The sequence below is a fragment of the Streptomyces sp. NPDC058274 genome, from assembly GCF_042881375.1.
Lineage (GTDB): Bacteria > Actinomycetota > Actinomycetes > Streptomycetales > Streptomycetaceae > Streptomyces.
In genome coordinates, this window is record NZ_JBHVXW010000004.1 from 412,598 (window position 1) to 439,163 (window position 26,566).

The window sequence follows — 26,566 nt, forward strand, 5'->3', positions numbered from 1 at the left end:
GCCGGTTCGGTCACGGAGGGTTCAACTGCGGTTACCCATCCGGGACTAGAGATGTCCTAGCTGAGGCGCTCGATGACCATGGCCATGCCCTGGCCGCCGCCGACGCACATCGTCTCCAGGCCGAACTGCTTGTCGTGGAACTGGAGGCTGTTGATGAGCGTGCCGGTGATGCGGGCGCCGGTCATGCCGAAGGGGTGGCCGACGGCGATGGCGCCACCGTTCACGTTCAGCTTCTCCAGCGGGATGTTCAGGTCGCGGTAGGAGGGGATCACCTGGGCGGCGAAGGCCTCGTTGATCTCGAAGAGGTCGATGTCGTCGACGGTCAGGCCGGCGCGCCCCAGGGCCTGCTTGGACGCCTCCACCGGGCCGAGGCCCATGATCTCGGGGGAGAGGCCGGTGACACCGGTCGAGACGATGCGGGCGAGCGGGGTGAGGCCGAGCTCGCGGGCCTTGGTGTCGCTCATGATGACGAGGGCGGCGGCGCCGTCGTTCAGCGGACAGCAGTTGCCCGCCGTGACCAGGCCGTCGGGGCGGAAGACCGGCTTGAGGCCCTGGACGCCTTCGAGGGTGACGCCGGCGCGGGGGCCGTCGTCCTTGCTCACGACCGTGCCGTCGGGGGTCGTGACCGGGGTGATCTCCCGCTCCCAGAAGCCGTTCTTGATGGCTTCCTCGGCGAGGTTCTGCGAGCGGACGCCGAACTCGTCCATGTCCTGGCGGGTGACGCCCTTGACGCGGGCGAGGTTCTCCGCGGTCTGGCCCATCGCGATGTACGCGTCCGGGAGCAGGCCGTCCTCGCGCGGGTCGTGCCAGGACGCGCCCTCGCTCTGCGCGACGGCCTGGGTGCGGGCCTCCGCCTCCGCGAAGAGGGGGTTGCGGGTGTCGGGGAGGCTGTCGCTGTTGCCCTTGACGCTGCGGGACACCACCTCGACGCCGGCCGAGATGAAGACGTCGCCCTCGCCCGCCTTGATGGCGTGCAGGGCCATGCGGGACGTCTGCAGCGACGAGGAGCAGTAGCGGGTGATGGTGCAGCCCGGGAGGTGGTCCATGCCCATCTGTACGGCGACGATGCGGCCGAGGTTGAAGCCCTGCTCGCCGCCGGGCAGGCCGCAGCCCAGCATCAGGTCGTCGATGTCCTTCGGGTCCAGCTCCGGGACCTTGGCGAGGGCCGCCTGGATGATCGTGGCGGTCAGGTCGTCGGGGCGCACGTCCTTCAGGGAGCCCTTGAAGGCGCGGCCGATCGGGGAACGGGCGGCTGAGACGATCACGGCTTCGGGCATCACGGCTCCAGTGGGACGGGGGTTGTGCACGGCTGCTTGGAAGTTACCCGGCCGTACCCGCTCGGTCACCGATATTGGCGTGTGACTCGGGACGCACTTTCCAAGCGCTTGCTTTTCGCTGGCGTGGGCGCCTTGAGCGGGGTCCGGGCTTGGCCCCCTGACCTGGTTCCGCCGGTCCCGTCCCGACCTGGGGCTCCGCCCCGGACCCCGCTCCTCAAACGCCGGAGGGGCTGAATATCACTCCCCGAGTTCATGGGTGCCTGGTGAGGGAAAGGGGTTCAGCCCGTCCGGCGATTGAGGACGAGGCCGTGCAGGCCGATGCGGGGGTCTGGGGGCGGAGCCCCCCAGGGGGTCAAGTGGACGGGGCGGACGGGGCCGGCGTAGCGGCCGGGTCGGTGGCGGGGAGGCGCCGGCGGCGGCGGCGCTTGAGGAGGGCCCAGGGGCCGCGCGGGCCCGTGGGCATCGCGGCCGTGACCTCGGTACCGGGCTCGGACGCGGCCTCCGCGGCGGCCCGGGCCACCGGCAGGAAGCCCTCGCGGCGGGAGACGTCCGGCCGCTCCTCGTCCGCCGGCCAGAGGCCGAGCGCGGCACACACCGTGGGAAGGACCGCCATCGCGGCCGTCGCGTACCCCTCAGCGGAGGGGTGGTAGTTGTCGGGCCCGAACAGCTCCCGGGGGTTCGCCTCGAACTCGGGGCCGAGGAGGTCGCCCAGCGACACCGTACGACCGCCCTGCTCGACCGTGCCGATCGTCTGGGCGGCGGCCAGCTGCCGGGAGGCGCGACGGGCCAGCCAGCGCAGCGGCTGCTGGACCTGCTCGACGGTGCCGAGGTCGGGACAGGTGCCGACGACCACCTCCGCACCCGCGGTCCGCAGCCGCCGTACCGCCGAGGACAGATGGCGGACGGAGCGGGTCGGCGGCATCCGGTGGGTGACATCGTTCGCGCCCACCATGATCACGCAGATATCGGGTACTCGGCCGGTGTCCGCGAGGGCGAGCGCTACCTGGCGGTCCAGGTCGTCCGACTGGGCCCCGGGCAGCGCCACATTGACCAGCTCCACCGGGCGTTCCGCCACCGCGGCGAGCCCGGAGGCCAACAGCGCCCCCGGTGTCTGGCGGGCCCGGTGCACCCCCTGCCCCGCGGCCGTGGAGTCACCGAGCATGGCCAGCCGCAGCGGAGTCTCGTCGAGACCGGCGTACGCGTGCCCGTAGAGTCCGTCCGCGCGCGGCGGATGACTGTGACCGTTTCCCACATGGCGTTTCGCCAGCTGCACCTCGGCCAGCACGACACCGACCGCTGCCGCGCCCACCAGCCCGATCCCGCCGCCGCCGTACGCCGCTCCCGCCGCGATGCGCCGGGCCACCCTCGCCCTCGACAAGCTCGACATGCGTAGCCGCCACCTCCTCGTAGCCGTACAACCACTGCTTGCCCCGTAGAGCGGGTCGGCCAATCTCAACGGCGTGTGCGGCACCTTCCGGAAGCAACCGTGGGACCCCCCTCCCACGTGGGGCCTTAGGCTGGCTGAACCATCCCTTGATACACAGCTCCGGAGACAACGGTGCAATTCCACGACTCGATGATCAGTCTCGTCGGCAACACCCCGCTGGTGAGGCTCAACAACGTGACCGCGGGCATTCAGGCGACCGTCCTGGCGAAGGTTGAGTACTTCAACCCCGGCGGATCCGTGAAGGACCGCATCGCGCTGCGCATGATCGAGGCCGCGGAGGAGAGCGGCGCCCTCAAGCCCGGCGGCACCATTGTCGAGCCGACCAGCGGAAACACCGGTGTCGGCCTCGCCATCGTGGCGCAGCAGAAGGGTTACAAGTGCATCTTCGTGTGCCCTGACAAGGTGAGCACCGACAAGATCAACGTGCTGCGCGCGTACGGCGCCGAGGTGGTCGTCTGCCCGACGGCCGTCGACCCCGAGCACCCGGACTCGTACTACAACGTCTCCGACCGGCTGGTGCGCGAGACGCCGGGCGCCTGGAAGCCGGACCAGTACTCCAACCCCAACAACCCCCTGTCGCACTATCACTCCACCGGCCCCGAGCTGTGGGAGCAGACGGAGGGGAAGATCACCCATTTCGTGGCGGGTGTGGGCACCGGCGGCACCATCTCCGGGACCGGGCGGTACCTGAAGGACGCCAGTGACGGGCGGGTCCAGGTCATCGGCGCCGACCCCGAGGGGTCCGTGTACTCCGGCGGGTCCGGGCGGCCGTATCTCGTCGAGGGCGTCGGCGAGGACTTCTGGCCGACGGCCTACGACCGGACCGTCGCCGACGAGATCGTCGCCGTGTCCGACAAGGACTCCTTCCAGATGACGCGGCGGCTGGCCAAGGAGGAGGGGCTGCTGGTCGGCGGCTCCTGCGGAATGGCCGTCGTGGGCGCGCTGCGGGTGGCCGAGCGGCTCGGCCCGGACGACGTCGTCGTCGTCCTGCTGCCGGACAGCGGCCGCGGTTACCTCAGCAAGATCTTCAACGACGAGTGGATGGCCGACTACGGCTTCCTCGAGGACACCGGGCCGAGCGCCCGCGTCGCCGACGTGCTCAGTGACAAGGCGGGCGGCCACATCCCCTCGCTCGTCCACATGCACCCGGACGAGACGGTCGGCGAGGCCATCGAGGTGCTGCGCGAGTACGGCGTCTCGCAGATGCCGATCGTGAAGCCCGGCGCCGGTCACCCGGACGTCATGGCGGCCGAGGTCGTGGGGTCCGTCGTGGAGCGGGAGCTGCTCGACCACCTGTTCACCAAGAAGGCCTCGCTCGACGACCCGCTGGAGAAGCACATGTCGGCGCCGCTGCCGCAGGTCGGCTCCGGCGAGCCGGTCGGGGACCTGATGTCCGTGCTCGGTTCCGCCGACGCGGCGATCGTGCTGGTCGAGGGCAAGCCGACCGGGGTCATCAGCCGCCAGGACCTGCTGGCCTTCCTCGCCAAGGGCGGCGCCAGGCAGTAGTGACACCGCGGGAGACAGGACGAGATCTCCCCCGTTCCGCGCCGAAAGGGATCTTCCGGCCCTTTCGGCGGGGAACTTCGCGGAAGTGGTACGAGCGCGTCACGTCCGCGCAGCACCCGCTTAACACGGGTCCGGCACATTGGTGGTTGTCGGCAAGGGCGGGAGCGGCTCCCCGCCCCGGCCGACACCAAAACGGCGTCAAGGACCTCCGGAGCGGCTCCCGGACCTCCATGGACGCCAAGGACGCGCCAGCCCGGCCCTGACCCGGCACGCGTCCCTCGCGGGGACCGCCGTCGTCCCGCCCCCCGGCAACGGGGGTGCGGCGGTCCCCGCGCCAACTCTTTTCGGCCCTCTTCCGGGCTCCTGGCTGCCGCCTTCGCGGCCCCGCCCCGTCACCCCGTGCGGCTCGTCGCCCAACTGCCCAGCAGCGCCAGGCGTTCGGCCGTCTCCGAGCCCGGCTCGGGGGTGTAGACCACGAGCAGCTGATCGGACTCCGAGGGCAGCGCCAGCGTCTCGTACGGGAAGGTCAGCAGACCCACCTCGGGATGCTGGATGCGCTTCACGCCGTACGTCTTCTCCTTGACCAGGTGGTCCGCCCACAGCCGGCGGAAGTCCTCGCTGCGCAGCGAGAGTTCGCCGACGAGCGCGCACAGTTTCGCGTCCTCGGGATGGCGGGCCGCGTACAGGCGCAGATACGCGACGGACTCGGCGGCCACCGCCGGCCACTCCGGGTAGAGGTCGCGGGACGCGGGGTCGAGGAAGACATGGCGCGGGATGTTGCGCTCCTCGGACGTCATCCTGCTGTAGCCGGTGACCGCGTCGCCCAGCGTGTTCCAGGCCAGCACGTCGAGCCGGGGGCCGAGGACGAAGGCGGGGGCCTGTTCCACGGTGTCGAGCAGGAGTTGCACACCGGGGCGGACGCGGAGCGCGGCCGGGCGGGCCGGGTTCCTGGCCGGGCGGGCCACCGTGTGCAGATAGGCCCGTTCCGTCTCGTCCAGGTGCAGCACCCGCGCGATCGCGTCCAGGACCGCGTCCGAGACTCCTCCGGACTTCGTCCGGGCGGCACCCCCGGCACCCCGGCCCTGTTCGAGCCGGATGTAGTAGTCGACGCTCACGCCCGCAAGTTGGGCGACCTCCTCGCGGCGCAGGCCCGGGACGCGGCGCCGTCCGTGCGAGGGCAGCCCCACCTCCTCGGGCTGGATACGAGCGCGGCGCGAGCGCAGAAAGTCCCCGAGATCCCCGTCCATGCGTTCGATGGTAGAGGTCGCGGCCGGAACGCAGCCTGGTACTGGCAGACCCAGGAAAAGCTCAGCCCTGGGTAGCCGAGGTGCGGACGGCCAGGGTGGTTCTCGTCGCCGGGAGAGACCGGGCGACGGGAACTCGGGGAGTACTCACATGTCGTACGAGACACTGGCCGGCCGCACCGCCGTCGTCACCGGAGCCGCGAGCGGGATGGGCGCCGCGACCGCGCGGCTGCTCGCCGCGCAGGGGGCGCGCGTCGTTCTGCTGGCCCGGCGCGAGGAGCGCCTTGCTGAACTCGCCGCGAAGATCGAGGCCGACGGCGGCCGGGCGCTGGCCGTGGTCGCCGACGTCACGGACGACGCGTCGGTCCAGGCAGCGGTCGAGCGGGTCCACGAGGTGTACGGGGGCGTCGACCTGGTCGTGAACTCCGCGGGCGTGATGCTGCCCAACCCCATCGAGGGCGGGCGGATCGACGAATGGCAGCGGATGCTCGACACGAACGTGACCGGAGTGCTCAGGGTCATCCGCGCGTTCAACGGTGATCTGCTCGCCGCGGCCGCCGAGGGGCGCACCGCGGACCTGGTGAACATCTCCTCGATCGGCGCGCACGTCGCCTTCCCCAACTACGCGGTGTACGGCGCCACCAAGGCCGCGCTGACCTATCTCTCGCAGTCCCTGCGCACGGAACTGGGGCCGCGCGGGGTGCGGGTCACCAACATCGAGCCGGGGCTCACGGAGTCGGAACTGCGCGGTCACATCGACAACGCCCGGCTCTTGGAGGAGCTGGACGGGATGTTCGGGGCGATCGACGCGCTGTCGGCGGAGGAGATCGCGGACGTCGTCGCGTACGTGACGAGCCGGCCGCCCCGCGTCAACCTGCGGCAGGTCATCGTCCTGCCGACCACTCAGGCGTAGCTCCGGTGGGCTACGCCTCCCAGTCCGAGCCGGACTTCTCGCCGGGCCTGCGCAGCGGGAGGCCGGTGTGGCGCAGGGCCTGGACCGCGTTGACGCCCACGATGCCCACCCAGGCGACCAACAGGCCGGGCAGGCCCGCGACGCCGCCGCCGATCGCGGACAGCGGGACCGCGAGGACGAGCGAGACGATCCCGAAGCCGAAGCGCTCGCCCCACGAGTCGGCCGACTGGGGTGAGCGGGCGCCGCGGGCCACCACCATCTGCTGCTCCGCGAGCTGCCGGCGCACCCGGCGGTCGACCGCTCCGTCGAGGCGCTGCTCGACCTTCTCCAGGAACGACTCGACGAGTGCGGGCTCGTAGTCCTCGCCCAGTTCCCTGCGCGCGTGCAGGGTGGCGTCGAGTTCCTTCTTCAGTTCGGCGTCAGGGGCTTCCATACCGGTCATGGGACCCAGATTAGGGAGCCGGGACCCCGGTGACACTGGGGATAGCCCCCCTGTTGGAGCTGGGCTGCACCCCCGCCGGCAGGACCCCGACCGACTCCAGCACATGGCGGTGACCCCGCTCGACCCCGGTGATCCTGACCTCGATGCCCCGGTCGCGCAGATCGCCCACGGCGTCCTTGAGGGCCAGCGCGCCCGTCGCGTCGACCGCCGTGAGCCCCGACATCCGCAGATCCACCGCCGTGACCCCGTGCAGCTCCGCCAGACCGGCCCGGAAGCGGTGGGCCGCGGCGAACAGGAGCGGGCCGTCGAAGCGGTAGGTGACGTTCGCGCATCCCGGTGCCTCGTCGGCCGCGGCCGGGGTGAGCCGGCTGCCCCGTACCGCCGCTCGCAGGGCCAGCAGGACGGACACCGCGAGCCCGAGCAGCACCGCCCGCACCAGGTCAAGGCCGAGCGTCGCGCACGCGGTCAGCGTCAGGACCAGGGCGTCCCCGCGGGTCGCCCGCGCCATGGCCCGTACGGCGTCCGTCTCCACCATCCGTACGGCGGTGGCGAGCAGCACGCCGGCCAGCGCGGCCAGCGGGATCCGGGCCACGAGCGGGGCAGCGGCGGCCACGATCCCGGCGAGGATCACCGCGTGCGCCAGCGCGGCCAGCCGGGAGACCGCGCCGGTACGGACGTTCACCGCCGTACGGGCGATGGCGCCCGTCGCCGGTACGCCGCCGAAGAGCGGGGCCGCGAGGTTGGCGACGCCCTGGCCGAACAGTTCCTTGCCGGGGTCGTGGCGTTCACCGGGGCGCATGCCGTCCGCGACGGAGGCGGAGAGGAGGGACTCCAGGGCGGCCAGGGCGGCGACGGCGGCGGCCGGGGCGAGGAGGGACGGCACCCGGGCCGGATCGAAGAAGGCGAGGGAGGGGGCGGGCAGGGAGGACGGCAGGGAGCCGATCCGGGTCACGTGCAGGCCGAGGCCCTCCGCCGCCAGGGTCGCGGCCGCCACCGCGACCAGCGAGAAGGGCAGGCCCGGCTTCCAGCGGGCGCCGGCGAGCATCACCGCGGCCGCCCCGAGGGACAGCGCGAGCGCCGGCCACCGCGGTGACCGGCCGAACTCCTCGGCCGCCCGCAGCGCCACCGCCGCGACCTGTTCCCCGTGCGGCACGGGCACGCCCAGGGCCGACGGCATCTGTTGCAGCGCGATCACACAGGCGATGCCGAGGGTGAATCCGGCGATGACGGGCGCGGGCACGTACGCCATCGCCGCGCCGGCCCGCGCGAACGCGAGGACCAGCAGCAATGCGCCCGCGATCAGCCCGACGGTCAGCACTCCGTCGGCGCCGTAGCGGTGGACGATCGGCACCAGGACGACGGTCATCGCCCCGGTCGGCCCGCTCACCTGCCGCGCCGAACCGCCGAACAGCGCGGCGAGCGCCCCCGCGACGATCGCGGTGACCAGCCCCGAGGCGGCCCCGAGTCCGGACGTCACCCCGAATCCGAGGGCGAGGGGGAGGGCGACCACGGCGACGGTGAGCCCGCAGAGGAGGTCCCGGCGCGGCGCACGGCCCATGGACCGGAGGTCGGATACCGAGGGCAGGACGGCCAGGGCCCGGGAGAGGGCGGGAGTTTGTTTCATGGGGGATGCGTGACTTCTTCGGGTGCGTGGGGGCAGGGGGAGCCGTCCGCGGGCCTGCCGTGGGCAGTCGGGCGGCGGGGGAAGGCGGGCGCGGCCGGCGGTGACGGCGCTGCCCTGGTGACGGCGGCTCAGGGCAGCAGGCCGACGATTCCGGTGTCGAGGTCGAAGCGGGCGGCGGTCACCGTGGCGGGGGCGAACGCCGGGTCCGCCCGGATGGCGTCGCGCACCCACCGCGTGTGGGCCCGTACGGTGTGGTCCGCCCAGTCCCCGGGCAGGCCCCGGGTCCGCCGCGCGGCCGGGACGATCTCGTCCACCAGCAGGGCGAGATGCCCCGGCACCGGCGCTCCGGTCCGCAGATGCCCGAGCGTCGCCGCGACGGCCCCGCACCGCTCGTGCCCGAGCACGAGCACCAGCGGGATGCCCAGCTCCGCCACCCCGTACTGGATGGACCCGAGCACCGCCTCGTCGAGCACCTGGCCGGCTGTCCTTATGCAGAGCAGGTCCCCGAGCCCCTGGTCGAAGACCAGCTCGGGCGGCACCCGGGAGTCGATGCACCCGACGACCACCGCGAAGGGGTGCTGTCCGGCGGCGAGGACCTGCCGCCGGGCGCGCCCCTCGTCCGGATGCCGCGAACGCCCGGCGGCGTACCGCCGGTTGCCCGCGAGCAGTTCGGCGAGCGCGGCCGGGGCGTCGGCCGGACGGGGATGCGGTCCCGGACCCGGGGCCGGGCGCGGGCCGGGGCCCGGAAGCCGGTCCGGTGGGGGAGCCGGACGTGGGTCCGGTGGCGACGTGGAAGCGGCCGTGGCCACCGGGGTCGTGGTGATCGCGGCGGCGGCCGAAGCCGGGGGCGCCGCGAGTGTGGCGGTGGTCGCCGCCAGAAAAGCCCTGCGGTTCGAGGGCATGACGCTCCCTCAGGAGATGTGCTTGTAGCGCTCACTCACCGTACGCACGCACATGTCACCCTGAGTGTCCGTTTAACGACACTTGGTTGATTCGTCGTCAGATCATCGCTCCCGCGATACCGGCTCTTGATCGGGAAGCGGCGCGTCCGCCGTCCGCTCCGGGATGTGCGCCGTGTGGCGCCGTGCGAGCAGCCAGTACAGCAGCGCCGGTACGACGAGACCGACGATCCACGACACGTCCGCACCGCCCAGCGGCGCCACGAACGGCCCCGTGCAGAAGCTCGTGGCGAGGAACGGGAGTTGGGCGAGCAGTCCCGTCGCGTAGACCCCGAGCGCGTCCCAGCGCCACGCTCCGTAACGGCCGTGGGGGTCGAAGAGGGCCGGGATGTCGTACCGCTCCCTGGAGATCAGGTAGTAGTCGACCAGGTTGATCGCCGACCACGGGGTGAAGAAGGTCAGCAGGAAGAGCAGGAAGTCCTTGAAGGAGGAGAGGAAGCTGTCCTTGCCGAGCAGGGCGACCGCGGTGCCGGCCGCCATGATCACAGCGATGTACACGGCCCGTCCGCGCTGGGACAGCACCCGCCGGCCGCGGAACCCGCTGACGCTCGTCACCATCGACATGAAACCGCCGTACGTGTTCAGCACGTTGATGGTCAGCTTGCCGAGCGCGATCACGAAGTAGAAGAAGGACGCGACGAGGCCGGTGCCGCCGAGGGCGACCACGTAACCGACCTGGCTCGCCAGGAACTTCTCGCCGGCCGTGGCCGCGACCAGCACACCGAAGGTCATCGACCACTGCGAGCCGAGCGCCGAACCGGCCAGCGTCCACCAGAAGGTCGCCCGGCCCGACGTCGTCCGCGGCAGATAGCGCGAGTAGTCGGCGACATACGGGCCGAACGCCAGCTGCCAGGAGGCCGACAGCGACACCGCGAGCAGGAACACGGGCAGGTCGAAGTGGGCGTCGCCGAGCAGGGCGGAGAGGTCCACGCGGTCCAGCAGCCGGATGCCCAGGTACACGAACGCCAGCGCGCAGATCACGCTCGCCACCCGGCCCAGGGTGTGGATGACCCGGTAGCCGACGGCCGCCGTCACCGCGGTGACGAGCGCGAAGAGCACGATGCCGGCCGTGTCGCCGGTGTGCGTCAGCTCGCCGACCGCCTGCCCGGCCAGCACACTGCCGCTCGCGAAGAACCCGACGTACATCAGGATCACCAGCAGCAGCGGAACGACCGCCCCGCGGACGCCGAACTGCGCCCGCGACTGGATCATCTGCGGCAGTCCCAGCTTCGGGCCCTGCGCCGAGTGCAGGGCCATCACGGCGCCGCCGAGCAGATTGCCCGCGAGCAGTCCGACGGCCGACCAGACCACGTCACCGCCGAAGACGACCGCGAGTGCGCCGGTGACGACGGCGGTGATCTGCAGGTTGGCGCCGAGCCAGAGGGTGAACTGGCTGAACGCGGTGCCGTGGCGCTCCTCGTCGGGCACCACGTCGATGGAGCGCCGCTCGATGAGGGAGCCCGCCCTCACTTGGCCAGCCCGTGCTGCTTCGCGTACGTGTTCGCCACGTCCTCCGGGTCCTTCTTGTCCTTGTCGACCTGGCGGTTGAGCTCGGTGAGCTGGGCCGTCGTGAGGACGTTGCCGAGTGCGGCGAGCGCCTTGCGGACCGTGGAGTCGGCCTTGCGGTCCGCGATGAGCGGGACGACGTGCTGACCCGGGACCAGGTTCTTCGGGTCGGTGAGGACGACCCAGTGGTTGGCCTGGATGTCGGTGTCGGTGGTGAACAGGTTCGCCACGTCCACATCGCCCTTCCTCAGGGCGCCCTTGACCAGCGGCCCGGACGAGTCGAGCGACTTGAACTCCTTGAACTCCACGCCGTAGACGTCCTTCAGGCCGACCACACCGACCTGGCGCTTCTTCACCTCGGCGGCGGCGCCGATGACGAGCTTGCCGTTCTGCTTGCGCAGATCGGCGAGGGAGGTCAGGCCGTACTTCTGTGCCGTTTCCCGGGTGACCACGAACGCGTCCGAGTCCTCGGCCATGCCGTACGGCAGGATCTGGAGTCCCTTGGGCAGGGCGATCGCGAGGGCGTTCTGCATCTCGCCCTCCTCCGTGGCCTTCGCCTTCGGGTCGAGGTAGTGCAGCAGGGCGCCCTGGTACTCGGGCAGCAGATCGATGTCGCCGCCCTTGAGCGCGGGGATCAGGATCTCGCGGGTGCCGAGGTTCGGACGGACCTTCGTCTGCACACCGGCCGCTTCCAGGACGGCCGCGTAGAGATAGCCGAGCACCTGGTTCTCGGTGAAGTTGGCGGTGCCGATGGTGACACCGCCCTTGCTGGAGCCACCGCCGCTGCCGCCGCCTCCCTGACCGTCGAGGGAGGTGATGCCGCCGCTGCACGCGGCGAGGGCGGGGACGGAGGCCGCGGCGAACAGGCCGCCGAGGAGAGTACGACGATTCACGGGTTCTCCCTGCGCGGTGCGATGGGGGTCCCCCCGGTCGAGCGAAGTCGAGAGTGGGGGAGGAAGAGGAAGCGCTGCAGGCCGCTCAGGGCCAGGTCCAGGACGACGGCGACCACGGCGACGAGCACCGCGCCTCCGAGCACCTGGACGAGGTCGCGCTGGGCGAGCCCGTCGAAGACGTAGCGGCCGAGACCGCCGAAGGAGACGTACGCGGCGATGGTGGCCGTCGCGACCACCTGGATCAGCGCGAGCCGCAGGCCGGTCATGATCAGCGGCAGGGCGAGGGGCAACTCGACCTGAAAGAGGACCTGGTGCCAGCGCATGCCCTGGCCGCGCGCCGCGTCCTTCACGTCCGGGTCGACGGCGGTCATTCCGGCGTAGGTGTTCGTCACGATGGACGGGACCGCGAGGGCGACCAGCGCGATGTACACCGGCCACATCGACAGACCGCTGGCCAGGAAGACCAGTACCACCAGGCCGACGGTGGGCAGCGCCCGCCCGAACGACGAGAGGTTGATGGCGAGGAACGCGCCCCTGCCGGTGTGCCCGATCAGCAGGCCGACCGGCAGCGCGATCGCGGCCGCGACGAGCGTGGCCAGCAGGGAGTACTGGAGGTGCTCGGCGAGGCGGTGGGCGATGCCGTCCGTGCCGGCCCACTGGTCGCCGCTGACCAGCCATTTGCCGAGGTTCTTGAAGAGTTCGTACATCAGGCTCGCCGCCTCGTCCACGGAGTAAGTACGTACTGCAGCGCGACCAGCAGCGCGTCCGCCACCAGGGCCAGCAGGAGCGTCAGGACGACACCGACGATGACCGGCGTCGGGAAGTTGCGCTGGAAGCCGTCGGTGAAGAGCTGGCCGAGGCCGCCGTCGCCGATGTAGGTGGCGACCGAGACGAGCGAGATCGACATGACGGTCGCGATCCGGACGCCCGCCATGATCACCGGGAGGGCGAGGGGGAGTTCGACGGTGAGCAGCGTGCGCAGCGGGCGGGTGCCCATGGCCTTCGCGGCTTCCTTCGTCCTCGCCGGGACCGAGTCGAGGCCCTCGACGGTGTTCCTGAGCAGGACCACCAGGGTGTAGATCGTCAGGCCGGTCACCGTGGTGGTGCGGGTGAGGCCGGAGACCGGCAGCAGCAGGACGAAGACCGCGATCGACGGGATCGTGAACAGGACGTTCGAGAGCCCGAGCAGGAAGCCGCGCAGCGGGCGGACCCGATGGGCCAGCACGGCCAGCGGGAGGGAGACCAGCAGTCCGAAGAAGACGGCGGACAGGGCGGCGGAGAGGTGGGAGAGGGTGAGCGTGGTGAGGTCGTCGGTGTGGTCGCCGATCCACGACCAGTCGATGGTCATATCGCGGCGCTCTCGCTGCTCGGGGAGTCTGCGGTGCCGGTGCCGGTGCCGGTGCCGGTGACCTTGCTCGCTGTGCCGGCGCCCGTGCCCGTCGTGCCCGTGCCCGTCGTGCCGGTGCCCGCCGTGCTGTGGGCCCGGCCCGCGTACTCGTGCACGGCGTCGCGCGAGGTGACGCCGGTCAGCGCACCGTCGGCGTCGACGCGGGCGACCAGGCCGGTCGGCGAGGCGATCGACTCGTTGAGCGCCGCGAGCAGGGAGTCGGTGTCCTTGAGCGGCCGTACGGGGAGTTCGTCGTCCTTGGCGCGCCAGTGCCGGGGCCTGCGGGCGTCGTCCAGGACGAGCTCCCAGGGGCCGCCCTCGGGGAGGGGGGTGCTGGGGACGTCCTTCAGGGTCGTCAGGGAGAGCAGCTTCAGGCCCCGCTCGGCGCCCAGGAAGTCGGCGACGAAGTCGTCCGCGGGCCGGGCCAGCAGCTCGGCCGGTGCGGCGCACTGCACCAGATGCCCGCCGGTACGGAAGATGGCGATCTGGTCGCCGAGCCGGACCGCCTCGTCGATGTCGTGCGTGACGAAGACGATGGTCTTGCTCAACTCCTTCTGCAGGCGCAGCAGTTCGTCCTGGAGCTGGGTGCGCACGACGGGGTCGACCGCGCCGAACGGCTCGTCCATGAGCAGGACCGGCGGGTCGGCGGCGAGCGCGCGGGCCACACCGACGCGCTGCTGCTGGCCACCGGAGAGCTGGTGCGGGTAGCGCTTGCCCGCGTCGGCGCTCAGGCCCACGGTCTCCAGCAGCTCGGCCGCCCTGGCCCGCGCCTTCTTCCGGCCCCAGCCCAGCAGGAGCGGCACGGTCGCGATGTTGTCGAGCACCGTGCGGTGCGGGAAGAGCCCCGACTGCTGGATGACGTAACCGATGGATCTGCGCAGCTCGGCCGCGTCCTGGCGCAGGACGTCCTTGCCGCCCACCCGGATGGTCCCGGACGTCGGATCGACCATCCGGTTGATCATCCGCAGGGTGGTCGTCTTACCGCAACCGGAGGACCCGACGAGGACGGTCACGCCGCCTTCCGGCATCTCCAGGGAGAGATCGTGGACTGCTGTGGTGCCGTTCGGGAAGCGCTTGTGGACCGCGTCGAACTGGATCATGAGGTGTCCCTTGCCCGGCCTGCATATCGTCATGCAGAGTTCTCGGTGTCTGAATAGGTTGTCAATGCTCCGGCGTTAATCGCTGGTTACTTATGGCCGACCGGTAAGACCCGTTGTCGCGGTTGAGGGGAGTTTGCGCGTGATGTCGTCTCGAATCGTGGACGCGGTGGACGCGGTGGCGGGTCCGGACGCGGCCGGGCCCGTGGTCCTGGACGGGTGCGGTGTCAACGCCGTCGACGTCGTGCGTCTCGCCGACGGGGTCGCGCGTCCCGTACCCGCCGCCGAGGCGATGAAGCGCGCCGAGGAGTCCTGGGACGCGGCCCGGCAGATCGCCGCGACCGGCAGGGTCTACGGCCGCTCGACCGGCGTCGGCGCCAACCGGAACGAGGACGTCCCGACCGAGGCCGCCGCCGGCCACGGCCTGCGCCTGCTGCGCAGCCACGCCGGCGCCATCGGGGCGGAGCTGCCGGCCCGCGAGGTCCGGGCGATGCTCGCGGTGCGGGCCAACCAGGTCCTCGCCGGCGGGGCGGGCCTGCGGCCCAGCGTGGTCACGGCCCTGTGCGAGGCGCTGGAGAGCGGCGCGTATCCCGTGGTGAACGAGTTCGGATCCGTGGGCACGGGGGACATCGCGGCACTCGCCCAGGTGGGGCTGGCGCTGGCGGGGGAGCATCCGTGGCGGGCACCGGGCGGGGTGGCGGACGGGGTGCGGGGCGGGGCGCCGGACAGGGCACCGGACGGGGTGCCGGGCGGGGTGCCGGGCGGGGCGATGGACAGGGCACCGGACGGGGTGTCGGCCGGGGTGGCGGACGGGGTGCCGGGCGGGGCGACGGACAGGGCACCGGACGGGGTGCCGGGCGGGGCGACGGACGGGGTGCCGGACGGGGTGCCGGCCGGGGTGGCGGCCGGCTCGGCGATCGGTTCGGCGATCGGTTCGGCGCCCGGGGTCGCGTCCGGCCCGGTGGCTCTCGCCGTGCCGCCGGGGGGCGACCGGCCCTCGGGGCCGGGGAGCGGGGCGCAGGGCGTGGCGCCGGGTGCCGGGCTCGGTGGGGACCGGGTTCGACGGGTGGCTTCCGGGGGCCGGGTGAAGGGCGCGCCGCCCGCGCCGCAGGCCCTCGACAACAACGACGCCCTCGCGCTCATCAGCAGCAACGCCCTGACCCTGGGGCAGGCCGCGCTCGCGCTGGACGAGTTGCGGGGCCTGATCGTCGCCACGCAGGTCGTCGCGGCGCTGTCGCTGGTCGCGGTCGACGGATCGCACGAGGCGTACGCGGCTCCGGTGCATGCCGCCCGCCCGCATCGCGGGTCCACCGAAGTGGCCCGGCGCATGCGGGAGTTGATCGGGGCCGCCGACCGGCCCACCCCGCCCCTGGGGCGGATCCAGGACCCGTACGGCTTCCGGTGCATCCCGCAGATCCACGGGCCCGCGCACGACGCGGCGGACGCGCTCGACGAGGTCCTCACGATCGAGATGAACGCCGCCGCCGAGAACCCCCTCATCTGCGCCGAGGACCTGGCCGCCTACCACCACGGCGGTTTCTACCAGGCCCAACTCGCCCTCGCCCTCGACCACTTCAGGCTGGCCGTCACCCAGGTCGCCCGCCTCTCGACCTCGCGGCTCTCGACGCTGAACGAGCCCGCCTACACCCGGCTGCGCCCCTTCCTCGCCGACCAGGAGCCCGCGTCCTCCGGCGTGATGATCCTGGAGTACGCCGCCGGGGCCGCCCTCGGCGACCTGCGTGCCTTCTCCGCGCCCGCCTCGCTCGGCCACGCTGTACTCTCCCGGGGCGTCGAGGAACAGGCCAGCTTCGCCTCGCTCGCGGCACGCCAGACCCTGCGGGCGTGCGGTGCGTACCGTCTCGTCGTCGGCTGCGAACTCGTCGCCGCCGTACGGGCCTTGCGCCAGCGCGACCTGCGGCCCGACCCGGAGCTGCCGGTCGGCCGGGCGCTGGAACTCGCCGAGTCGGCACTCGACCCGGACCAGGCCGACCGGCCGCTCACGGACGACGTGACGACGGCGGCCGCACTGCTCGACCGGTTCACGGACATCTGGAGGGGGACCACGCAATGAGCGTGACCGACAGCCCTGCCGCGCGGCTGCAGGCGCTCTTCGAGGGACGCCGGCTGACGCCGACGCAGCGGCGCATCGCGCACAGCATGGTGCGGCGCGCCGCCGACGTGCCGTTCCTGTCGAGCGTCGAGCTCGCCGAACTCGCCGGCGTCAGCCAGCCGTCCGTCACCCGCTTCGCGGTCGCGCTCGGCTTCGACGGCTACCCGGCCCTGCGCAAGCACCTGCGCGAGGTCGCCCCCGCGGAGCCCGCCGTGGACACCGCCTCGTACAACGAGTACCAGCAGGCCGTCGAGGCCGAGATCGAGAACCTGAAGCATCTCGCCGAGGTGCTGGCCGATCCCCGGCCGGTGGCCCGCGCGGGCCGGCTCCTCGCCGCCTCCCGGCCCCTCCCGGTCCTCGGCCTGCGGGCCGCCGCCTCCCAGGCATACGGGTTCGCGTACTTCGCCGCCAAGGTCCATCCGGACGTACGGCTGCTGCACGAGGGCGGCACGATGCTGCACGACCGCATCGACGCGGCCGTGCACGCCGGGGCCACCGCCCTGCTGTGCTTCGCGCTGCCCCGGCACCCGCGCGAGGTCGTGGACTCGCTCGCCTACGCGAAGGAGGCCGGGCTGACCGTCGTCACCGTCGCGGACTCCGCCTTCGCGCCGGTCGCGAAGGTGTCGGACCTGCTGCTGCCCGCCGCCGTCGGCACCGGCCTCGCCTTCGACACCGCCTGCGCCCCGATGCTGCTCGGCCGCGTCCTGCTGGAGGCCATGTGCGACGACCTGCCGGACGCGCAGGCGCGGCTGGAGGAGTTCGACGCGCGGGCCGCCGCCCGCTCCCTCTTCGTGGAGTAGGGGGCGTGGCAGGACGCGGTGAGCCAGGAAGCGGCAAGCAGGGTGCCCGGAGTCGTCGGGCGGCCGCGGATTCTCAGATTCGTTTCACCTTCCCTCGCTAATCTGCCCGCCGGAACAGGCGGAGACGGGAGGCGGACGTGGTGCGCGGAGGGCAGGGACTGGCTCGGGTGGCGGTCGTCGTGAGGGCCGGGGCGGCACCGCTGTGGTGGTGCGGAGTGTTCGCGGCGGGCATCGGCGTACTGCCGCCAGGAGTGACGGGGCGCCGGATCGGGGTCATGGCCGGAGCCGCGCTGTTCATCGTCGCGGCGGCCGTCGTGACGTACACGCGCAGGAAGCGGTATGGGTCGCTGGCCCGTTCCGCGGCCCGCGCGGGCAAGCACGATGTGCTCCAGGACCGTGCCGTGTCCGTACGCAACTGGCGCCGGGGGCACCGCTGGTGGCTGCTGCTCGCCTTCGCCGCCGCGCTCGGCAGCTCGTTCGCGGTGCCCGCGGCGGGCGGTCTGCTGCTGGCCGGCGCCGCCGTGGGCCTGTGGCTGAAGGCCGCCTGGCTCGGTCGCCGCGAGCGCGCCGGCCAGGCCCTGCTGTGGGTGCGCGTGGACTGGCTCGGCCGACGCGCCGGCGCCCCGGCGGGCAAGCCGGTCAAGGCGTACCGCTCCACCGGCATCGCCGCGGGCGACGCGGCACCGGGCGGCTCCCGCCGGCGCACGGACGCCCTCGTCTAGGGTCCGCGCCACCGGTCTTCCCGGCCGCGGGAGGCTCGCACCGCGGCGCGATGCCTCCCGCGGCCCGCGACGCACCCTCGGGTACGCCCTACACCTCCAGGTCCGCCTCGATCCGCTTCAGCTGATGCCGGGCCATCGCCAGGTTGGCCCGCTTGGAGTCGAGGACCAGGTACAGGAAGAGGCCGTTGCCGCCGCGCCCCTTCATCAGCCGGATCAGGTGGTACTGGTCGCTCAAGGTGATCAGAATGTCCTCGATCTCGGCCTTCAGGCCGAGGTGTTCCATCGTGCGCAGCTTGGCGCGTACGACATCGGTGTTGCCGGCCGCGGCGACCGTGAGGTCGAAGCCCTTGCTGCCGCCGATCGTGCCGAGCGCCATTCCGCTGGTGTAGTCGACGAGCGCGGCTCCGGTCGCGCCCTCGATGGAGGCCAGTGCCTCTTTCAACGCCGTTTCGGTGTTGGTCATGATGATCTCTTTCCCTTCAACTTTCCGTGGTGGTAGGGGCTTTGCCGGTAGGGGTTCCGGTAGGGGTCTTGGTCGCGGGGGTCTGCGGGGTGCGGGCGGCCGGTGCGGTGCGCGGGGTCCTGGTCCGTGCGCCGGTGCTCCGGGCGGCCGGCTTCGCGGCGGCCCGGGCCGGCCCCGCCGGTTCGCCGCGTGCCGTCGCGGCGTCCACGAGCTCACCGATCCGGGTCCCGGCCCGGCGTCCCTCCAGGTGGAGCCGGCCGACGTTGACCCGGTCCTGGGCCAGCAGGGTCAGCACGGCCGAGCCGCCGGCCGCGTACGTCGCGACATAGCCGTACACCCCGCGCACGAGCAGCTCGCGGAAGTCGCCCTGCCCGGTGGCGTCCGTCATCCGCAGGGCGACACCCAGCGCGGCCGCGGTGAGCGCGGCGACGCCCTCCGGCTCCACTCCGGGGGTGTCGTGGGCCAGCACCAGTCCGTCGGCACTGGCCGCGAGCGCACCGGTCACCTGGGGTACCCGGGCTCTCAACCGGTGCAGTTCTTCGAGTACTTCGGTCTCCGCCGCCATCAGCAGTCTCCTTTCGGCACGCTGTCGGAGCGCGCGGATCACAGGGCCTCCAGGGCGTCTCTGAGCCGGCGCAGCAGGGCGACATCGGGGTCGTCGGTCGTGCCGGTGAGCAGGGCGGCCACGACGGGCTCGGGAGCCTGCGCCGACGCGTGCGGCGCCGTGATGATCCCGGCGGCGGCCAGTCTGCGCAGGTCGACCAGGGTGTGGAAGGCGGGCCGGCCCAGGGCGAGTGAGATCTCCGCCGCGGTGCGGTCGCCGTCCACCCGGTCCAGTACGGCCTTCTGGCGCGGGGTGAGCGCCGGTTCTGCGAGCCCGCGGGAGCGGACCAGTGGGGCGGTGTCGGTCGCCGGGTCGGGCCAGATGCGGTGCAGCAGCTCCCGGCGGCGCAGCGTCTCGCGCTCCAGCGCGGCCACCGGGACCGGGCGGACGGAGCCGAGCCAGTGCGCCGCTCCGTAACGGAAGCGAGCCGGGGAACTGCTCGGGCCGAGCACGAAGTACGCCGCGTCGTACAGCGCCCCGAGATGGCACAGCTCCAGCGCGCCCTCGGCGATCCGGCCGCTGTCGACCAGGAACCGCCCGACCCGGCGGCGCGCTCCGGCCTCGGCGACCGCCTGCCGCCAGACCTCGGCGTGCAGGGCCCCGCGGACGGTGAGCAGGACGTCGAGGCCGGGGGTCGCCGGGCTCTCGGCGTGCACCACCTCACCGTCACAGAGGTAGAGCGTGCCGCGCTCGCGCATCAGCACGCCGGTGGCCCGCTCGGCGGCGAGCCGACTGAGCATGGGCGAGACGGCCGCACGGGTTCCGGTCGGAGCGCCCGCCCTGGTTCCGGTGGGAGTGCCCGCATCGGTTCTGGTCGGAGTGCCCGCACTGGTTCCGGTGGGAGTGCCCGTACCGGTTCCGGTGGGGGTGCCCGTACCGGTTCCGGTGGGGGTGCCCGTACCGGTTCCGGTCGGCTTGTCCTGAGCTGCCGTGTCCCGCGAGTCGTCCCGCACGGGGGCGGGCGGGGGAGGCGTTCTGACCGTGCTCATCCCAGCACCAGCCGTCCGGCCAGCTCCCCGAGTCTGATGCGGGCCAGCGCGAGATTCCCGTCCGCGCGGCCCAGCCACACATGCAGGAAGACGCTGCTGTCGAACGTCGTCCGCACGAACCGGAGGACGTGATAGCTGTCGCGGTTGCTGATGATCAGGTCCTCGACCGGTGGTTCCCGCTCGGACCAGTCGGAGCCGTCGGCCGGTGCGAAGGCGTGGTGCTCCGCGGCGAGCCGGGCCAGCTCCGCGGCCTCCGCCGCGGTTGTCTCGTGGTCTCCGCCCGGGGCGTCCCCGACCGTGCCCAGCGCCAGCCCGCTGGTCCAGTCGACCACCGCCGCGCCCCGCGCACCGGGCAGCCTCATGGCTTCCAGCAGGCACTCGTCGATTCCGGGCACCCTGTCCCCTCCCGCCTCGGGTTCGGCTGAGTGACGCAGAGGCTACGCAACGTGTGCGCGAGGGGTGAGGGTTCCGGCATTTTCCAGTGGAACATGCCCGGACTGACTAAGGTGGGTCAACTGCCCTCAATTACCGGCAAGTTGACCATGCCCGAACGGGCCTCTGGTCAGGCCTCCGAGCAGGCCTCCGACCAGGCTGTGCGGGTGCGGGTGCGGGTGCGGGTGCGGGTGCGGCACGGTCCGGGTGCGGCACGGGTCCGGGCACGGGCGCGAGGACCGCGCCGAAGTCGCGCCCCCGGCGCCCCGGCAGGGGCCCCGCTACAGCCCCGTAAGCCCCGCCGCATGGTCCCCGCCCGACTCCGCCACGATCTCATCGAGGGTCTGCGGTTTCCTCACGACCGCGAATCGCACCCCGCCCTCGCCGTCCGGAGCGAAGCCGTAGATCCCGGGACGGGCCAGGGAGTTGTACGCGTAGTGGTGGGCGAAGTAGTACGCGCCCGTGTCCAGCACCGCCGCGTGGTCGCCCTGTTCGAGCAGCGGGAGCGCGCGGCCCTCGGCGAGGAGGTCCCCCGCGAAACAGGCGGGACCCGCGACGTCCTGCACGACGTCGGGACCCGGCTTGGGGCGCCCCTTCGCGTCGTACGCGGCGATCCGCAGCGGCCAGGCGGCCGGCGCGTACACCGTGCGGGCCGCGATCTGCACACCGGCGTGGGTGACCGCGATGGAGCGGCCCCCGGCGCTCTTCGTGTACTCGACCCGGGCGAGCACCGTCCCGTGCTTGGCGAGCAGGGAGCGGCCGAACTCGGTCACCAGCCCGTACCGCCCGTCGAAGAGTCCCGGCACGGCCTCGGCGAGCAGACGTGCGTACTGCGCGTAGGTCGGCGCCGTGGCCTCGGAGCCGAAGTTGACCGGGAGTCCGCCGCCGATGTCGAGGGTGTCGATCTGCCGTCGGCCGATCCGCCCGTTGATCTCCTCGGCGAGCGCGTACGTCTCCGCCACGCCTTGCGCCAGCAGGGAGAGGGGCATGCCCTGCGAGCCGGAGTGCGCGTGCAGCCGGGTCAGCCAGGGCCGGTCCAGATACGCCTGGACGATCCACTCACGGGCTCCCTCGTCCCGCAGTGCGACCCCGAACTTGGAGGTCGCCGTCGCCGTGGACAGTGCCTCGATGGAACCGCCGCCGACCTGCGGGTTCACCCGTATCCCGAGGGGGGAGCGGGTGGCGGCCGAGCGCACCAGGCCGTCGATGCGGGCCAGCTCCTGCGGATTGTCCGCGTTGACGGCGATGTTCAGCGCCAGCGCCTCGCGCAGCTCGGCCGGGGTCTTGGCGGGCGAGTCGAGGACCGTCCGGGCCGGCGGGATGCCGGCGGCCCGGGCCAGGGCCAGCTCGCCGGGGCTCGCCACCTCGGCGCCGATGCCCTGCTCGCGCAGCAGCCGCAGCACCGGCACGAGCGGGGTCGCCTTCACCGCGAAGGCGTGCAGCACCGGTGTGCCCGGCGCGGCCACCGCCTCGAAGGCGGTCCGCAGCGCGGCCGCCGAGGCCCGGATGCCGGGCACGTCGAGAAGCGCCACGATGGGGGCAGCCGTCCCGAGCAGCCCCTGCTCCACGGCGGCCCGTACGGCGTCGTCGCGCCGAGTGATCCGGTCGCCGCCCCGCTCGCCCCCGCCCGCTGAAGACGTCCCCGCAGACGTCCCCGAAGGCGTCCCCGAAGGCGTCCCCGAAGACGCCGCGGTCCTTTCCACCCCGTTGCCCACCGAATCCCCCGTCGTGTCCGTGTCCGCGCCCATACATCCCAGCCAAACACCCGCGGCGCGCCCTCGCTGACGTACGAACGTATTGACTAGCTCTATTCAGGAGTCCAGGATGTGAATAACCACTGCAACTATCCGCATGCCGCAGCCCGCGTGCGGCAGTCCGCCAGGAGGCAGACCATGTCAGGACCCCGCCCCGTCCGAGCGCCGCGCGGTACGGAACTGAGCGCCCTGGGATGGCAGCAGGAAGCCGCCCTGCGGATGCTGCAGAACAATCTCGACCCCGAGGTCGCCGAGCACCCCGACAAGCTCGTCGTCTACGGCGGCACCGGCAAGGCCGCGCGTGACTGGCGCTCCTTCGACGCCATGGTCCGCACGCTGCGGACCCTGAAGCAGGACGAGACGATGCTCGTCCAGTCCGGCCGGCCCGTCGGCGTCATGCAGACCCACGAGTGGGCCCCGCGCGTCCTCATCGCCAACTCCAACCTGGTCGGCGACTGGGCGAACTGGGAGGAGTTCCGCCGCCTGGAGGCCCTCGGCCTCACCATGTACGGCCAGATGACCGCCGGTTCCTGGATCTACATCGGCACCCAGGGCATCCTCCAGGGCACGTACGAGACCTTCTCCGCCGTCGCCGCCAAGAAGTTCAACGGCACGCTGGCCGGCACGATCACGCTCACCGCCGGACTCGGCGGCATGGGCGGCGCCCAGCCGCTCGCGGTGACGATGAACGACGGCGTCGCGATCTGTATCGACGTCGACCCGCGCGCCATCGAGCGCCGTATCGAGCACCGCTATCTCGACGTGAGGGCCGACTCCCTGGAGCACGCCCTCCAGCTCGCCGTCGAGGCCCGCGACCAGCGCAGGCCGCTCTCCATCGGCCTCCTCGGCAACGCGGCCGAACTGCTGCCGCGGATGCTCGCCGAGGGCGCCCCCATCGACATCGTGACCGACCAGACCTCGGCCCACGACCCGCTCGCCTACCTCCCCGTCGGCGTCGACTTCGACGACATGGCCGACGCGGCCGCCAAGGACCCGGCGGGCTTCACCACCCGCGCCCGTGAGTCCATGGCGAAGCACGTCGAGGCCATGGTCGGCTTCATGGACGCCGGCGCCGAGGTCTTCGACTACGGCAACTCGATCCGCGGTGAGGCCCAACTCGCAGGGTACGAGCGCGCGTTCGCCTTCCCCGGCTTCGTCCCCGCCTATATCCGGCCCCTCTTCTCCGAGGGCAAGGGTCCCTTCCGCTGGGCCGCCCTGTCCGGCGAGGCCTCCGACATCCACAAGACCGACAAGGCGATCCTCGACCTCTTCCCGGAGAACGAGTCCCTGCACCGCTGGATCAAGCTGGCCGGCGAGCGCGTCCACTTCCAGGGCCTGCCCGCCCGCATCTGCTGGCTCGGCTACGGCGAGCGCGACAAGGCCGGCGAGCGCTTCAACGACATGGTCGCCTCCGGCGAACTCGCCGCCCCCCTCGCGATCGGCCGTGACCACCTCGACTGCGGCTCGGTCGCCTCCCCGTACCGCGAGACCGAGGCCATGCTCGACGGCTCCGACGCGATCGCCGACTGGCCGCTGCTCAACGCCATGGTCAATGTGGCGTCCGGTGCCTCCTGGGTCTCCATCCACCACGGCGGCGGCGTCGGCATGGGCCGCTCGATCCACGCGGGCCAGGTCTCCGTCGCGGACGGCACGAAGCTCGCCGGTGAGAAGATCCGCCGCGTCCTCACCAACGACCCCGGCATGGGCGTCATCCGGCACGTCGACGCCGGCTACGACATCGCCGAGACCGTCGCCGACGAGCGCGGTGTCCGCATCCCGATGCGCGAAGGTGACGACGCGTGACCTTCCACAGCATGTGGGCGGAGCTGCTGCCGATCGGCCGCAGTTCTGCCTCCGGCGGGTACCGCCGGTTCGCCTGGACCGGGGCCGACGCCGACTGCCGGGCGTGGTTCAGGACGCAGGCCGAGGCGCGCGGGCTGACCTACGAGCTGGACCGGAACGGCAACCAGTGGGCCTGGCTCGGCGACCCCACCGCGGGTGACACCGTCGTCACCGGGTCGCATCTGGACTCCGTGCCCGACGGCGGGGCCTTCGACGGGCCCCTCGGTGTCGTGTCCTCGTTCGCCGCGCTCGACGAACTGCGCGCCCGCGGAGCCGAGTTCACCCGCCCCCTCGCCCTCGTCAACTTCGGTGACGAGGAGGGCGCCCGCTTCGGGCTCGCCTGTGTCGGATCGCGGCTCACCGCGGGCGAGCTCACCGTGGAGCAGGCGCACCGCCTCACGGACGCGGACGGCGTCACGCTGCCGCGGGCGATGGAACAGGCCGGATACGACCCGGACGCCATCGGCCCGGACCCCGAGCGGCTCGACCGCATCGGCGCGTTCGTCGAACTGCACGTCGAGCAGGGCCGCGCGCTGGACCTGAGCGGCGACCGCGTCGGCATCGCCAGCGCCATCTGGCCGCACGGCCGCTGGCGCTTCGATTTCCGGGGCGAGGCCAACCACGCGGGCACGACCCGGCTCGTGGACCGCCGCGACCCGATGCTGTCGTACGCGGAGACGGTCCTGGCGGCCCGTCGCGAGGCCCAGCTCGCCGGTGCCGTCGCCACCTTCGGCAAGATCGCCGTCGAGCCGAACGGCGTGAACGCCATCCCCTCCCTGGTCCGCGGCTGGCTCGACTCCCGCGCCGCCGACCAGCCGACGCTCGACACGGTCGTCACCGGCATCGAGAAGGCGGCCCGTGAGTACGCGGACGCGCACGGCGTCGAGCTCGACGTCGTCCGCGAGTCGTTCACCCCCGTCGTCGAGTTCGAGCACGCCCTGCGGGACGAGCTCGCCCGCATCCTGGGCAAGGACCGGAACGCGGGGCTGAACGTCCCCGTCCTGGGCACCGGCGCGGGACACGACGCCGGAATCCTCTCCGGGAGGATCCCGACCGCCATGCTGTTCGTGCGCAACCCCACCGGTGTCTCGCACTCCCCGGCCGAACACGCGGCCGAGGACGACTGCGAGGCCGGGGTGACCGCGCTCGCCGACGTACTGGAAGGGCTGGCCTGCAGGTGACGCAGACGTACTGGCTGGAGCACGCCTGGCTCGACACCCATGTCGAGCCGGGGGTCGTCCTGGAGGTCGCGGACGGACGCATCACCACCATCGCCACCGGGACCGACGGGCCGCCGCCCGGCGCCGAGATCCTCCGCGGCCTCACCCTGCCCGGTCTGGCGAACGCCCACTCGCACGCCTTCCACCGGGCCCTGCGCGGGACCGTCCAGGTCGGCTCCGGCACCTTCTGGACCTGGCGCGAGGTCATGTACTCCTTCGCGGACCAGCTGACGCCGGACACCTATCACGCGCTGGCCCGCGCGGTGTACGCCGAGATGGCGCTCGCCGGCGTCACGGCCGTCGGTGAGTTCCACTACGTCCACCACGCGCCCGGCGGCACCCCCTACGCCGACCCCAACGCCATGGGCGAGGCTCTGATCGCCGCGGCGGGCGAGGCCGGGATCCGGATCACCCTCCTCGACACCGCCTATGTCTCGGCCGGCTTCGGGCAGCCCCCGAACCGCCACCAGCTGCGGTTCTCCGACGGGTCGGCGGAGGCCTGGGCGGAACGCTGTGCAGTTCTCAAGGAGCGGGATCACGCACGGATCGGGGCGGCCATTCACTCCGTACGGGCCGTGCCCGCCGAGCAGTTGGCGACGGTGGCGCGGTGGGCCGAGGAACGGCGGGCACCGCTCCATGTGCATCTGTCCGAGCAGACCGCGGAGAACGACGCCTGCCGGGCCGCGCACGGCCGCACCCCCACCCGGCTGCTCGCCGACCACGGAGTCCTCGGCCCGCGCACGACCGGCGTCCACAACACGCACCTCACGGACGAGGACATCGCCCTGCTCGGCGGCTCCGGGACCGGCACCTGCATGTGCCCGACGACCGAACGGGACCTGGCCGACGGCATCGGACCCGCCGTCGCCCTGCAGCAGGCCGGCTCGCCCCTGTCACTCGGCTCCGACAGCCACGCCGTGATCGACCTCCTCGAAGAGGCCCGCGCGATGGAGCTGAACGAGCGGCTGCGCTCCCGCACCCGCGGCCACTGGACGGCCGCCGCCCTGCTGCGCGCCGCCTCGGCGGACGGCCACGCGGCCCTCGGCTGGGACGACGCGGGCACCCTGGAGCCCGGCGCGCTCGCCGACTTCACGACGATCGCGCTCGACTCGGTCAGAACCGCGGGGCCAGTGCCGCGACTCGGCGCCGAGACAGCCGTATTCGCGGCGACCGCGGCCGATGTGCGGCATACCGTCGTGGCCGGCCGGCAGGTCGTGCGAGATGGTGCGCACACCCTCGTACCGGATGTGGCGACGGCGCTGGCGGACGCCGTCGAAGCCTTGCGCGCCTGATCCAGGCACCCCGCCGCGCTCCCGCCGACGCCCGGGCAGCCGG

At 72.6% G+C, this 26,566-nt stretch carries 24 protein-coding genes; 8 read left to right on the top strand and 16 right to left on the bottom strand.

Annotation, left to right across the window (positions count from 1 at the left end; genetic code table 11):
* Nucleotides 1–56 precede the first annotated feature (56 nt).
* Together ACFVYF_RS11690 and ACFVYF_RS11695 are read right to left on the bottom strand one after the other, a co-directional pair.
* Complete coding sequence (locus ACFVYF_RS11690) at nt 57–1,277, bottom strand: acetyl-CoA C-acetyltransferase (protein WP_389454517.1); 1,221 nt, start codon at nt 1,275–1,277, stop codon at nt 57–59.
* A gap of 352 nt (nt 1,278–1,629) precedes the next feature.
* Nucleotides 1,630–2,664 carry an SGNH/GDSL hydrolase family protein gene (locus ACFVYF_RS11695; protein ID WP_389454520.1) on the bottom strand — a complete coding sequence of 345 codons (1,035 nt, stop codon included), beginning with the start codon at nt 2,662–2,664 and terminating at the stop codon, nt 1,630–1,632.
* A 171-nt stretch (nt 2,665–2,835) separates the two neighbouring features.
* Here ACFVYF_RS11695 and ACFVYF_RS11700 point away from each other — a divergent pair, with 171 nt between their 5' ends.
* Entirely contained in the window at nt 2,836–4,230 is a 1,395-nt protein-coding gene (locus ACFVYF_RS11700) for a cystathionine beta-synthase (protein WP_389454523.1), read from the top strand.
* 392 nt (nt 4,231–4,622) lie between these two features.
* Here ACFVYF_RS11700 and ACFVYF_RS11705 read toward each other — a convergent pair whose 3' ends face one another.
* The gene (locus tag ACFVYF_RS11705) at nt 4,623–5,477 is read right to left on the bottom strand and encodes a helix-turn-helix transcriptional regulator (protein WP_389454526.1); all 855 of its coding nucleotides are present in this window, start codon (nt 5,475–5,477) and stop codon (nt 4,623–4,625) included.
* 148 nt (nt 5,478–5,625) lie between these two features.
* Here ACFVYF_RS11705 and ACFVYF_RS11710 point away from each other — a divergent pair, with 148 nt between their 5' ends.
* Entirely contained in the window at nt 5,626–6,387 is a 762-nt protein-coding gene (locus ACFVYF_RS11710) for an SDR family oxidoreductase (RefSeq protein ID WP_389454529.1), read from the top strand.
* 10 nt (nt 6,388–6,397) lie between these two features.
* Here ACFVYF_RS11710 and ACFVYF_RS11715 read toward each other — a convergent pair whose 3' ends face one another.
* The 8 genes from ACFVYF_RS11715 to ACFVYF_RS11750 all read right to left on the bottom strand — a co-directional run bounded on the left by ACFVYF_RS11715 (nt 6,398) and on the right by ACFVYF_RS11750 (nt 14,298).
* Complete coding sequence (locus ACFVYF_RS11715; RefSeq protein WP_389454727.1) at nt 6,398–6,820, bottom strand: hypothetical protein; 423 nt, start codon at nt 6,818–6,820, stop codon at nt 6,398–6,400.
* A 19-nt stretch (nt 6,821–6,839) separates the two neighbouring features.
* Nucleotides 6,840–8,453 (bottom strand): SulP family inorganic anion transporter, encoded by a 1,614-nt coding sequence (locus tag ACFVYF_RS11720; protein WP_389454531.1) that lies wholly within the window; start codon nt 8,451–8,453, stop codon nt 6,840–6,842.
* Nucleotides 8,454–8,581: 128 nt separating this feature from the next.
* The gene (locus ACFVYF_RS11725) at nt 8,582–9,355 is read right to left on the bottom strand and encodes a carbonic anhydrase (protein ID WP_389454534.1); all 774 of its coding nucleotides are present in this window, start codon (nt 9,353–9,355) and stop codon (nt 8,582–8,584) included.
* 102 nt (nt 9,356–9,457) lie between these two features.
* Nucleotides 9,458–10,882, bottom strand: a complete 1,425-nt coding sequence (locus ACFVYF_RS11730) for a purine-cytosine permease family protein (protein WP_389454537.1) — start codon at nt 10,880–10,882, stop codon at nt 9,458–9,460.
* Nucleotides 10,879–11,811, bottom strand: coding sequence for an ABC transporter substrate-binding protein (locus ACFVYF_RS11735; RefSeq protein WP_389454540.1), 933 nt, complete (start codon nt 11,809–11,811; stop codon nt 10,879–10,881). The genes ACFVYF_RS11730 and ACFVYF_RS11735 overlap by 4 nt, the downstream gene beginning before the upstream one ends.
* The gene (locus tag ACFVYF_RS11740) at nt 11,808–12,518 is read right to left on the bottom strand and encodes an ABC transporter permease (protein ID WP_389454729.1); all 711 of its coding nucleotides are present in this window, start codon (nt 12,516–12,518) and stop codon (nt 11,808–11,810) included. The genes ACFVYF_RS11735 and ACFVYF_RS11740 overlap by 4 nt, the downstream gene beginning before the upstream one ends.
* Nucleotides 12,518–13,159, bottom strand: a complete 642-nt coding sequence (locus ACFVYF_RS11745; protein ID WP_389454543.1) for an ABC transporter permease — start codon at nt 13,157–13,159, stop codon at nt 12,518–12,520. Before ACFVYF_RS11745 ends, ACFVYF_RS11740 begins: the two co-directional genes overlap by 1 nt.
* Complete coding sequence (locus ACFVYF_RS11750) at nt 13,156–14,298, bottom strand: ABC transporter ATP-binding protein (RefSeq protein ID WP_389454546.1); 1,143 nt, start codon at nt 14,296–14,298, stop codon at nt 13,156–13,158. Before ACFVYF_RS11750 ends, ACFVYF_RS11745 begins: the two co-directional genes overlap by 4 nt.
* A 142-nt stretch (nt 14,299–14,440) precedes the next feature.
* Here ACFVYF_RS11750 and ACFVYF_RS11755 point away from each other — a divergent pair, with 142 nt between their 5' ends.
* From ACFVYF_RS11755 to ACFVYF_RS11765, 3 genes are all read left to right on the top strand, one after another.
* The gene (locus ACFVYF_RS11755; RefSeq protein ID WP_389454731.1) at nt 14,441–16,366 is read left to right on the top strand and encodes an aromatic amino acid ammonia-lyase; all 1,926 of its coding nucleotides are present in this window, start codon (nt 14,441–14,443) and stop codon (nt 16,364–16,366) included.
* The gene (locus tag ACFVYF_RS11760) at nt 16,363–17,205 is read left to right on the top strand and encodes a MurR/RpiR family transcriptional regulator (RefSeq protein WP_389454549.1); all 843 of its coding nucleotides are present in this window, start codon (nt 16,363–16,365) and stop codon (nt 17,203–17,205) included. Before ACFVYF_RS11755 ends, ACFVYF_RS11760 begins: the two co-directional genes overlap by 4 nt.
* A gap of 137 nt (nt 17,206–17,342) precedes the next feature.
* On the top strand, nt 17,343–17,927 hold the full coding sequence (locus ACFVYF_RS11765) for a hypothetical protein (RefSeq protein ID WP_389454552.1): 585 nt from the start codon (nt 17,343–17,345) through the stop codon (nt 17,925–17,927).
* An 88-nt stretch (nt 17,928–18,015) separates the two neighbouring features.
* On the opposite strand, the gene ACFVYF_RS11770 is transcribed toward ACFVYF_RS11765, so the two are convergent.
* From ACFVYF_RS11770 to ACFVYF_RS11790, 5 genes are all read right to left on the bottom strand, one after another.
* Nucleotides 18,016–18,390, bottom strand: coding sequence for a hypothetical protein (locus tag ACFVYF_RS11770; protein ID WP_389454555.1), 375 nt, complete (start codon nt 18,388–18,390; stop codon nt 18,016–18,018).
* 16 nt (nt 18,391–18,406) lie between these two features.
* Entirely contained in the window at nt 18,407–18,955 is a 549-nt protein-coding gene (locus tag ACFVYF_RS11775) for a roadblock/LC7 domain-containing protein (protein WP_389454558.1), read from the bottom strand.
* A gap of 38 nt (nt 18,956–18,993) precedes the next feature.
* Nucleotides 18,994–19,734, bottom strand: a complete 741-nt coding sequence (locus tag ACFVYF_RS11780; protein ID WP_389454560.1) for a transcriptional regulator — start codon at nt 19,732–19,734, stop codon at nt 18,994–18,996.
* 245 nt (nt 19,735–19,979) lie between these two features.
* Nucleotides 19,980–20,378, bottom strand: coding sequence for a hypothetical protein (locus tag ACFVYF_RS11785; protein ID WP_389454562.1), 399 nt, complete (start codon nt 20,376–20,378; stop codon nt 19,980–19,982).
* 318 nt (nt 20,379–20,696) lie between these two features.
* Nucleotides 20,697–22,163, bottom strand: coding sequence for a diaminopimelate decarboxylase (locus tag ACFVYF_RS11790; RefSeq protein WP_389454565.1), 1,467 nt, complete (start codon nt 22,161–22,163; stop codon nt 20,697–20,699).
* Nucleotides 22,164–22,307: 144 nt separating this feature from the next.
* On the opposite strand from ACFVYF_RS11790, the gene hutU reads away from it, so the two are divergent.
* From hutU to ACFVYF_RS11805, 3 genes are read left to right on the top strand one after another with little or no spacing between them, the layout of a single operon-like run.
* A complete protein-coding gene (hutU, locus tag ACFVYF_RS11795; RefSeq protein WP_389454568.1) occupies nt 22,308–23,972 on the top strand; it encodes a urocanate hydratase in 1,665 nt (554 codons plus the stop codon).
* Nucleotides 23,969–25,192: an allantoate amidohydrolase gene (locus tag ACFVYF_RS11800; RefSeq protein ID WP_389454571.1), complete on the top strand. Its 1,224-nt coding sequence runs from the start codon at nt 23,969–23,971 to the stop codon at nt 25,190–25,192. Before hutU ends, ACFVYF_RS11800 begins: the two co-directional genes overlap by 4 nt.
* The gene (locus ACFVYF_RS11805; protein WP_389454573.1) at nt 25,189–26,523 is read left to right on the top strand and encodes a formimidoylglutamate deiminase; all 1,335 of its coding nucleotides are present in this window, start codon (nt 25,189–25,191) and stop codon (nt 26,521–26,523) included. The genes ACFVYF_RS11800 and ACFVYF_RS11805 overlap by 4 nt, the downstream gene beginning before the upstream one ends.
* Nucleotides 26,524–26,566: the final 43 nt, after the last annotated feature.

Coding starts and splice junctions, on each gene's coding strand:
- ACFVYF_RS11750 (WP_389454546.1), bottom strand. CDS start 14,298: ATGATCCAGTTCGACGCGGTCCACAAGCGCTTCCCGAACGGCACCACA.
- ACFVYF_RS11770 (WP_389454555.1), bottom strand. CDS start 18,390: ATGACCAACACCGAAACGGCGTTGAAAGAGGCACTGGCCTCCATCGAG.
- ACFVYF_RS11780 (WP_389454560.1), bottom strand. CDS start 19,734: ATGCTCAGTCGGCTCGCCGCCGAGCGGGCCACCGGCGTGCTGATGCGC.
- ACFVYF_RS11745 (WP_389454543.1), bottom strand. CDS start 13,159: ATGACCATCGACTGGTCGTGGATCGGCGACCACACCGACGACCTCACC.
- ACFVYF_RS11725 (WP_389454534.1), bottom strand. CDS start 9,355: ATGCCCTCGAACCGCAGGGCTTTTCTGGCGGCGACCACCGCCACACTC.
- ACFVYF_RS11775 (WP_389454558.1), bottom strand. CDS start 18,955: ATGGCGGCGGAGACCGAAGTACTCGAAGAACTGCACCGGTTGAGAGCC.
- ACFVYF_RS11720 (WP_389454531.1), bottom strand. CDS start 8,453: ATGAAACAAACTCCCGCCCTCTCCCGGGCCCTGGCCGTCCTGCCCTCG.
- ACFVYF_RS11755 (WP_389454731.1), top strand. CDS start 14,441: ATGTCGTCTCGAATCGTGGACGCGGTGGACGCGGTGGCGGGTCCGGAC.
- ACFVYF_RS11760 (WP_389454549.1), top strand. CDS start 16,363: ATGAGCGTGACCGACAGCCCTGCCGCGCGGCTGCAGGCGCTCTTCGAG.
- ACFVYF_RS11790 (WP_389454565.1), bottom strand. CDS start 22,163: ATGGGCGCGGACACGGACACGACGGGGGATTCGGTGGGCAACGGGGTG.
- ACFVYF_RS11715 (WP_389454727.1), bottom strand. CDS start 6,820: ATGGAAGCCCCTGACGCCGAACTGAAGAAGGAACTCGACGCCACCCTG.
- ACFVYF_RS11695 (WP_389454520.1), bottom strand. CDS start 2,664: ATGTCGAGCTTGTCGAGGGCGAGGGTGGCCCGGCGCATCGCGGCGGGA.
- hutU (WP_389454568.1), top strand. CDS start 22,308: ATGTCAGGACCCCGCCCCGTCCGAGCGCCGCGCGGTACGGAACTGAGC.
- ACFVYF_RS11705 (WP_389454526.1), bottom strand. CDS start 5,477: ATGGACGGGGATCTCGGGGACTTTCTGCGCTCGCGCCGCGCTCGTATC.
- ACFVYF_RS11690 (WP_389454517.1), bottom strand. CDS start 1,277: ATGCCCGAAGCCGTGATCGTCTCAGCCGCCCGTTCCCCGATCGGCCGC.
- ACFVYF_RS11710 (WP_389454529.1), top strand. CDS start 5,626: ATGTCGTACGAGACACTGGCCGGCCGCACCGCCGTCGTCACCGGAGCC.
- ACFVYF_RS11740 (WP_389454729.1), bottom strand. CDS start 12,518: ATGTACGAACTCTTCAAGAACCTCGGCAAATGGCTGGTCAGCGGCGAC.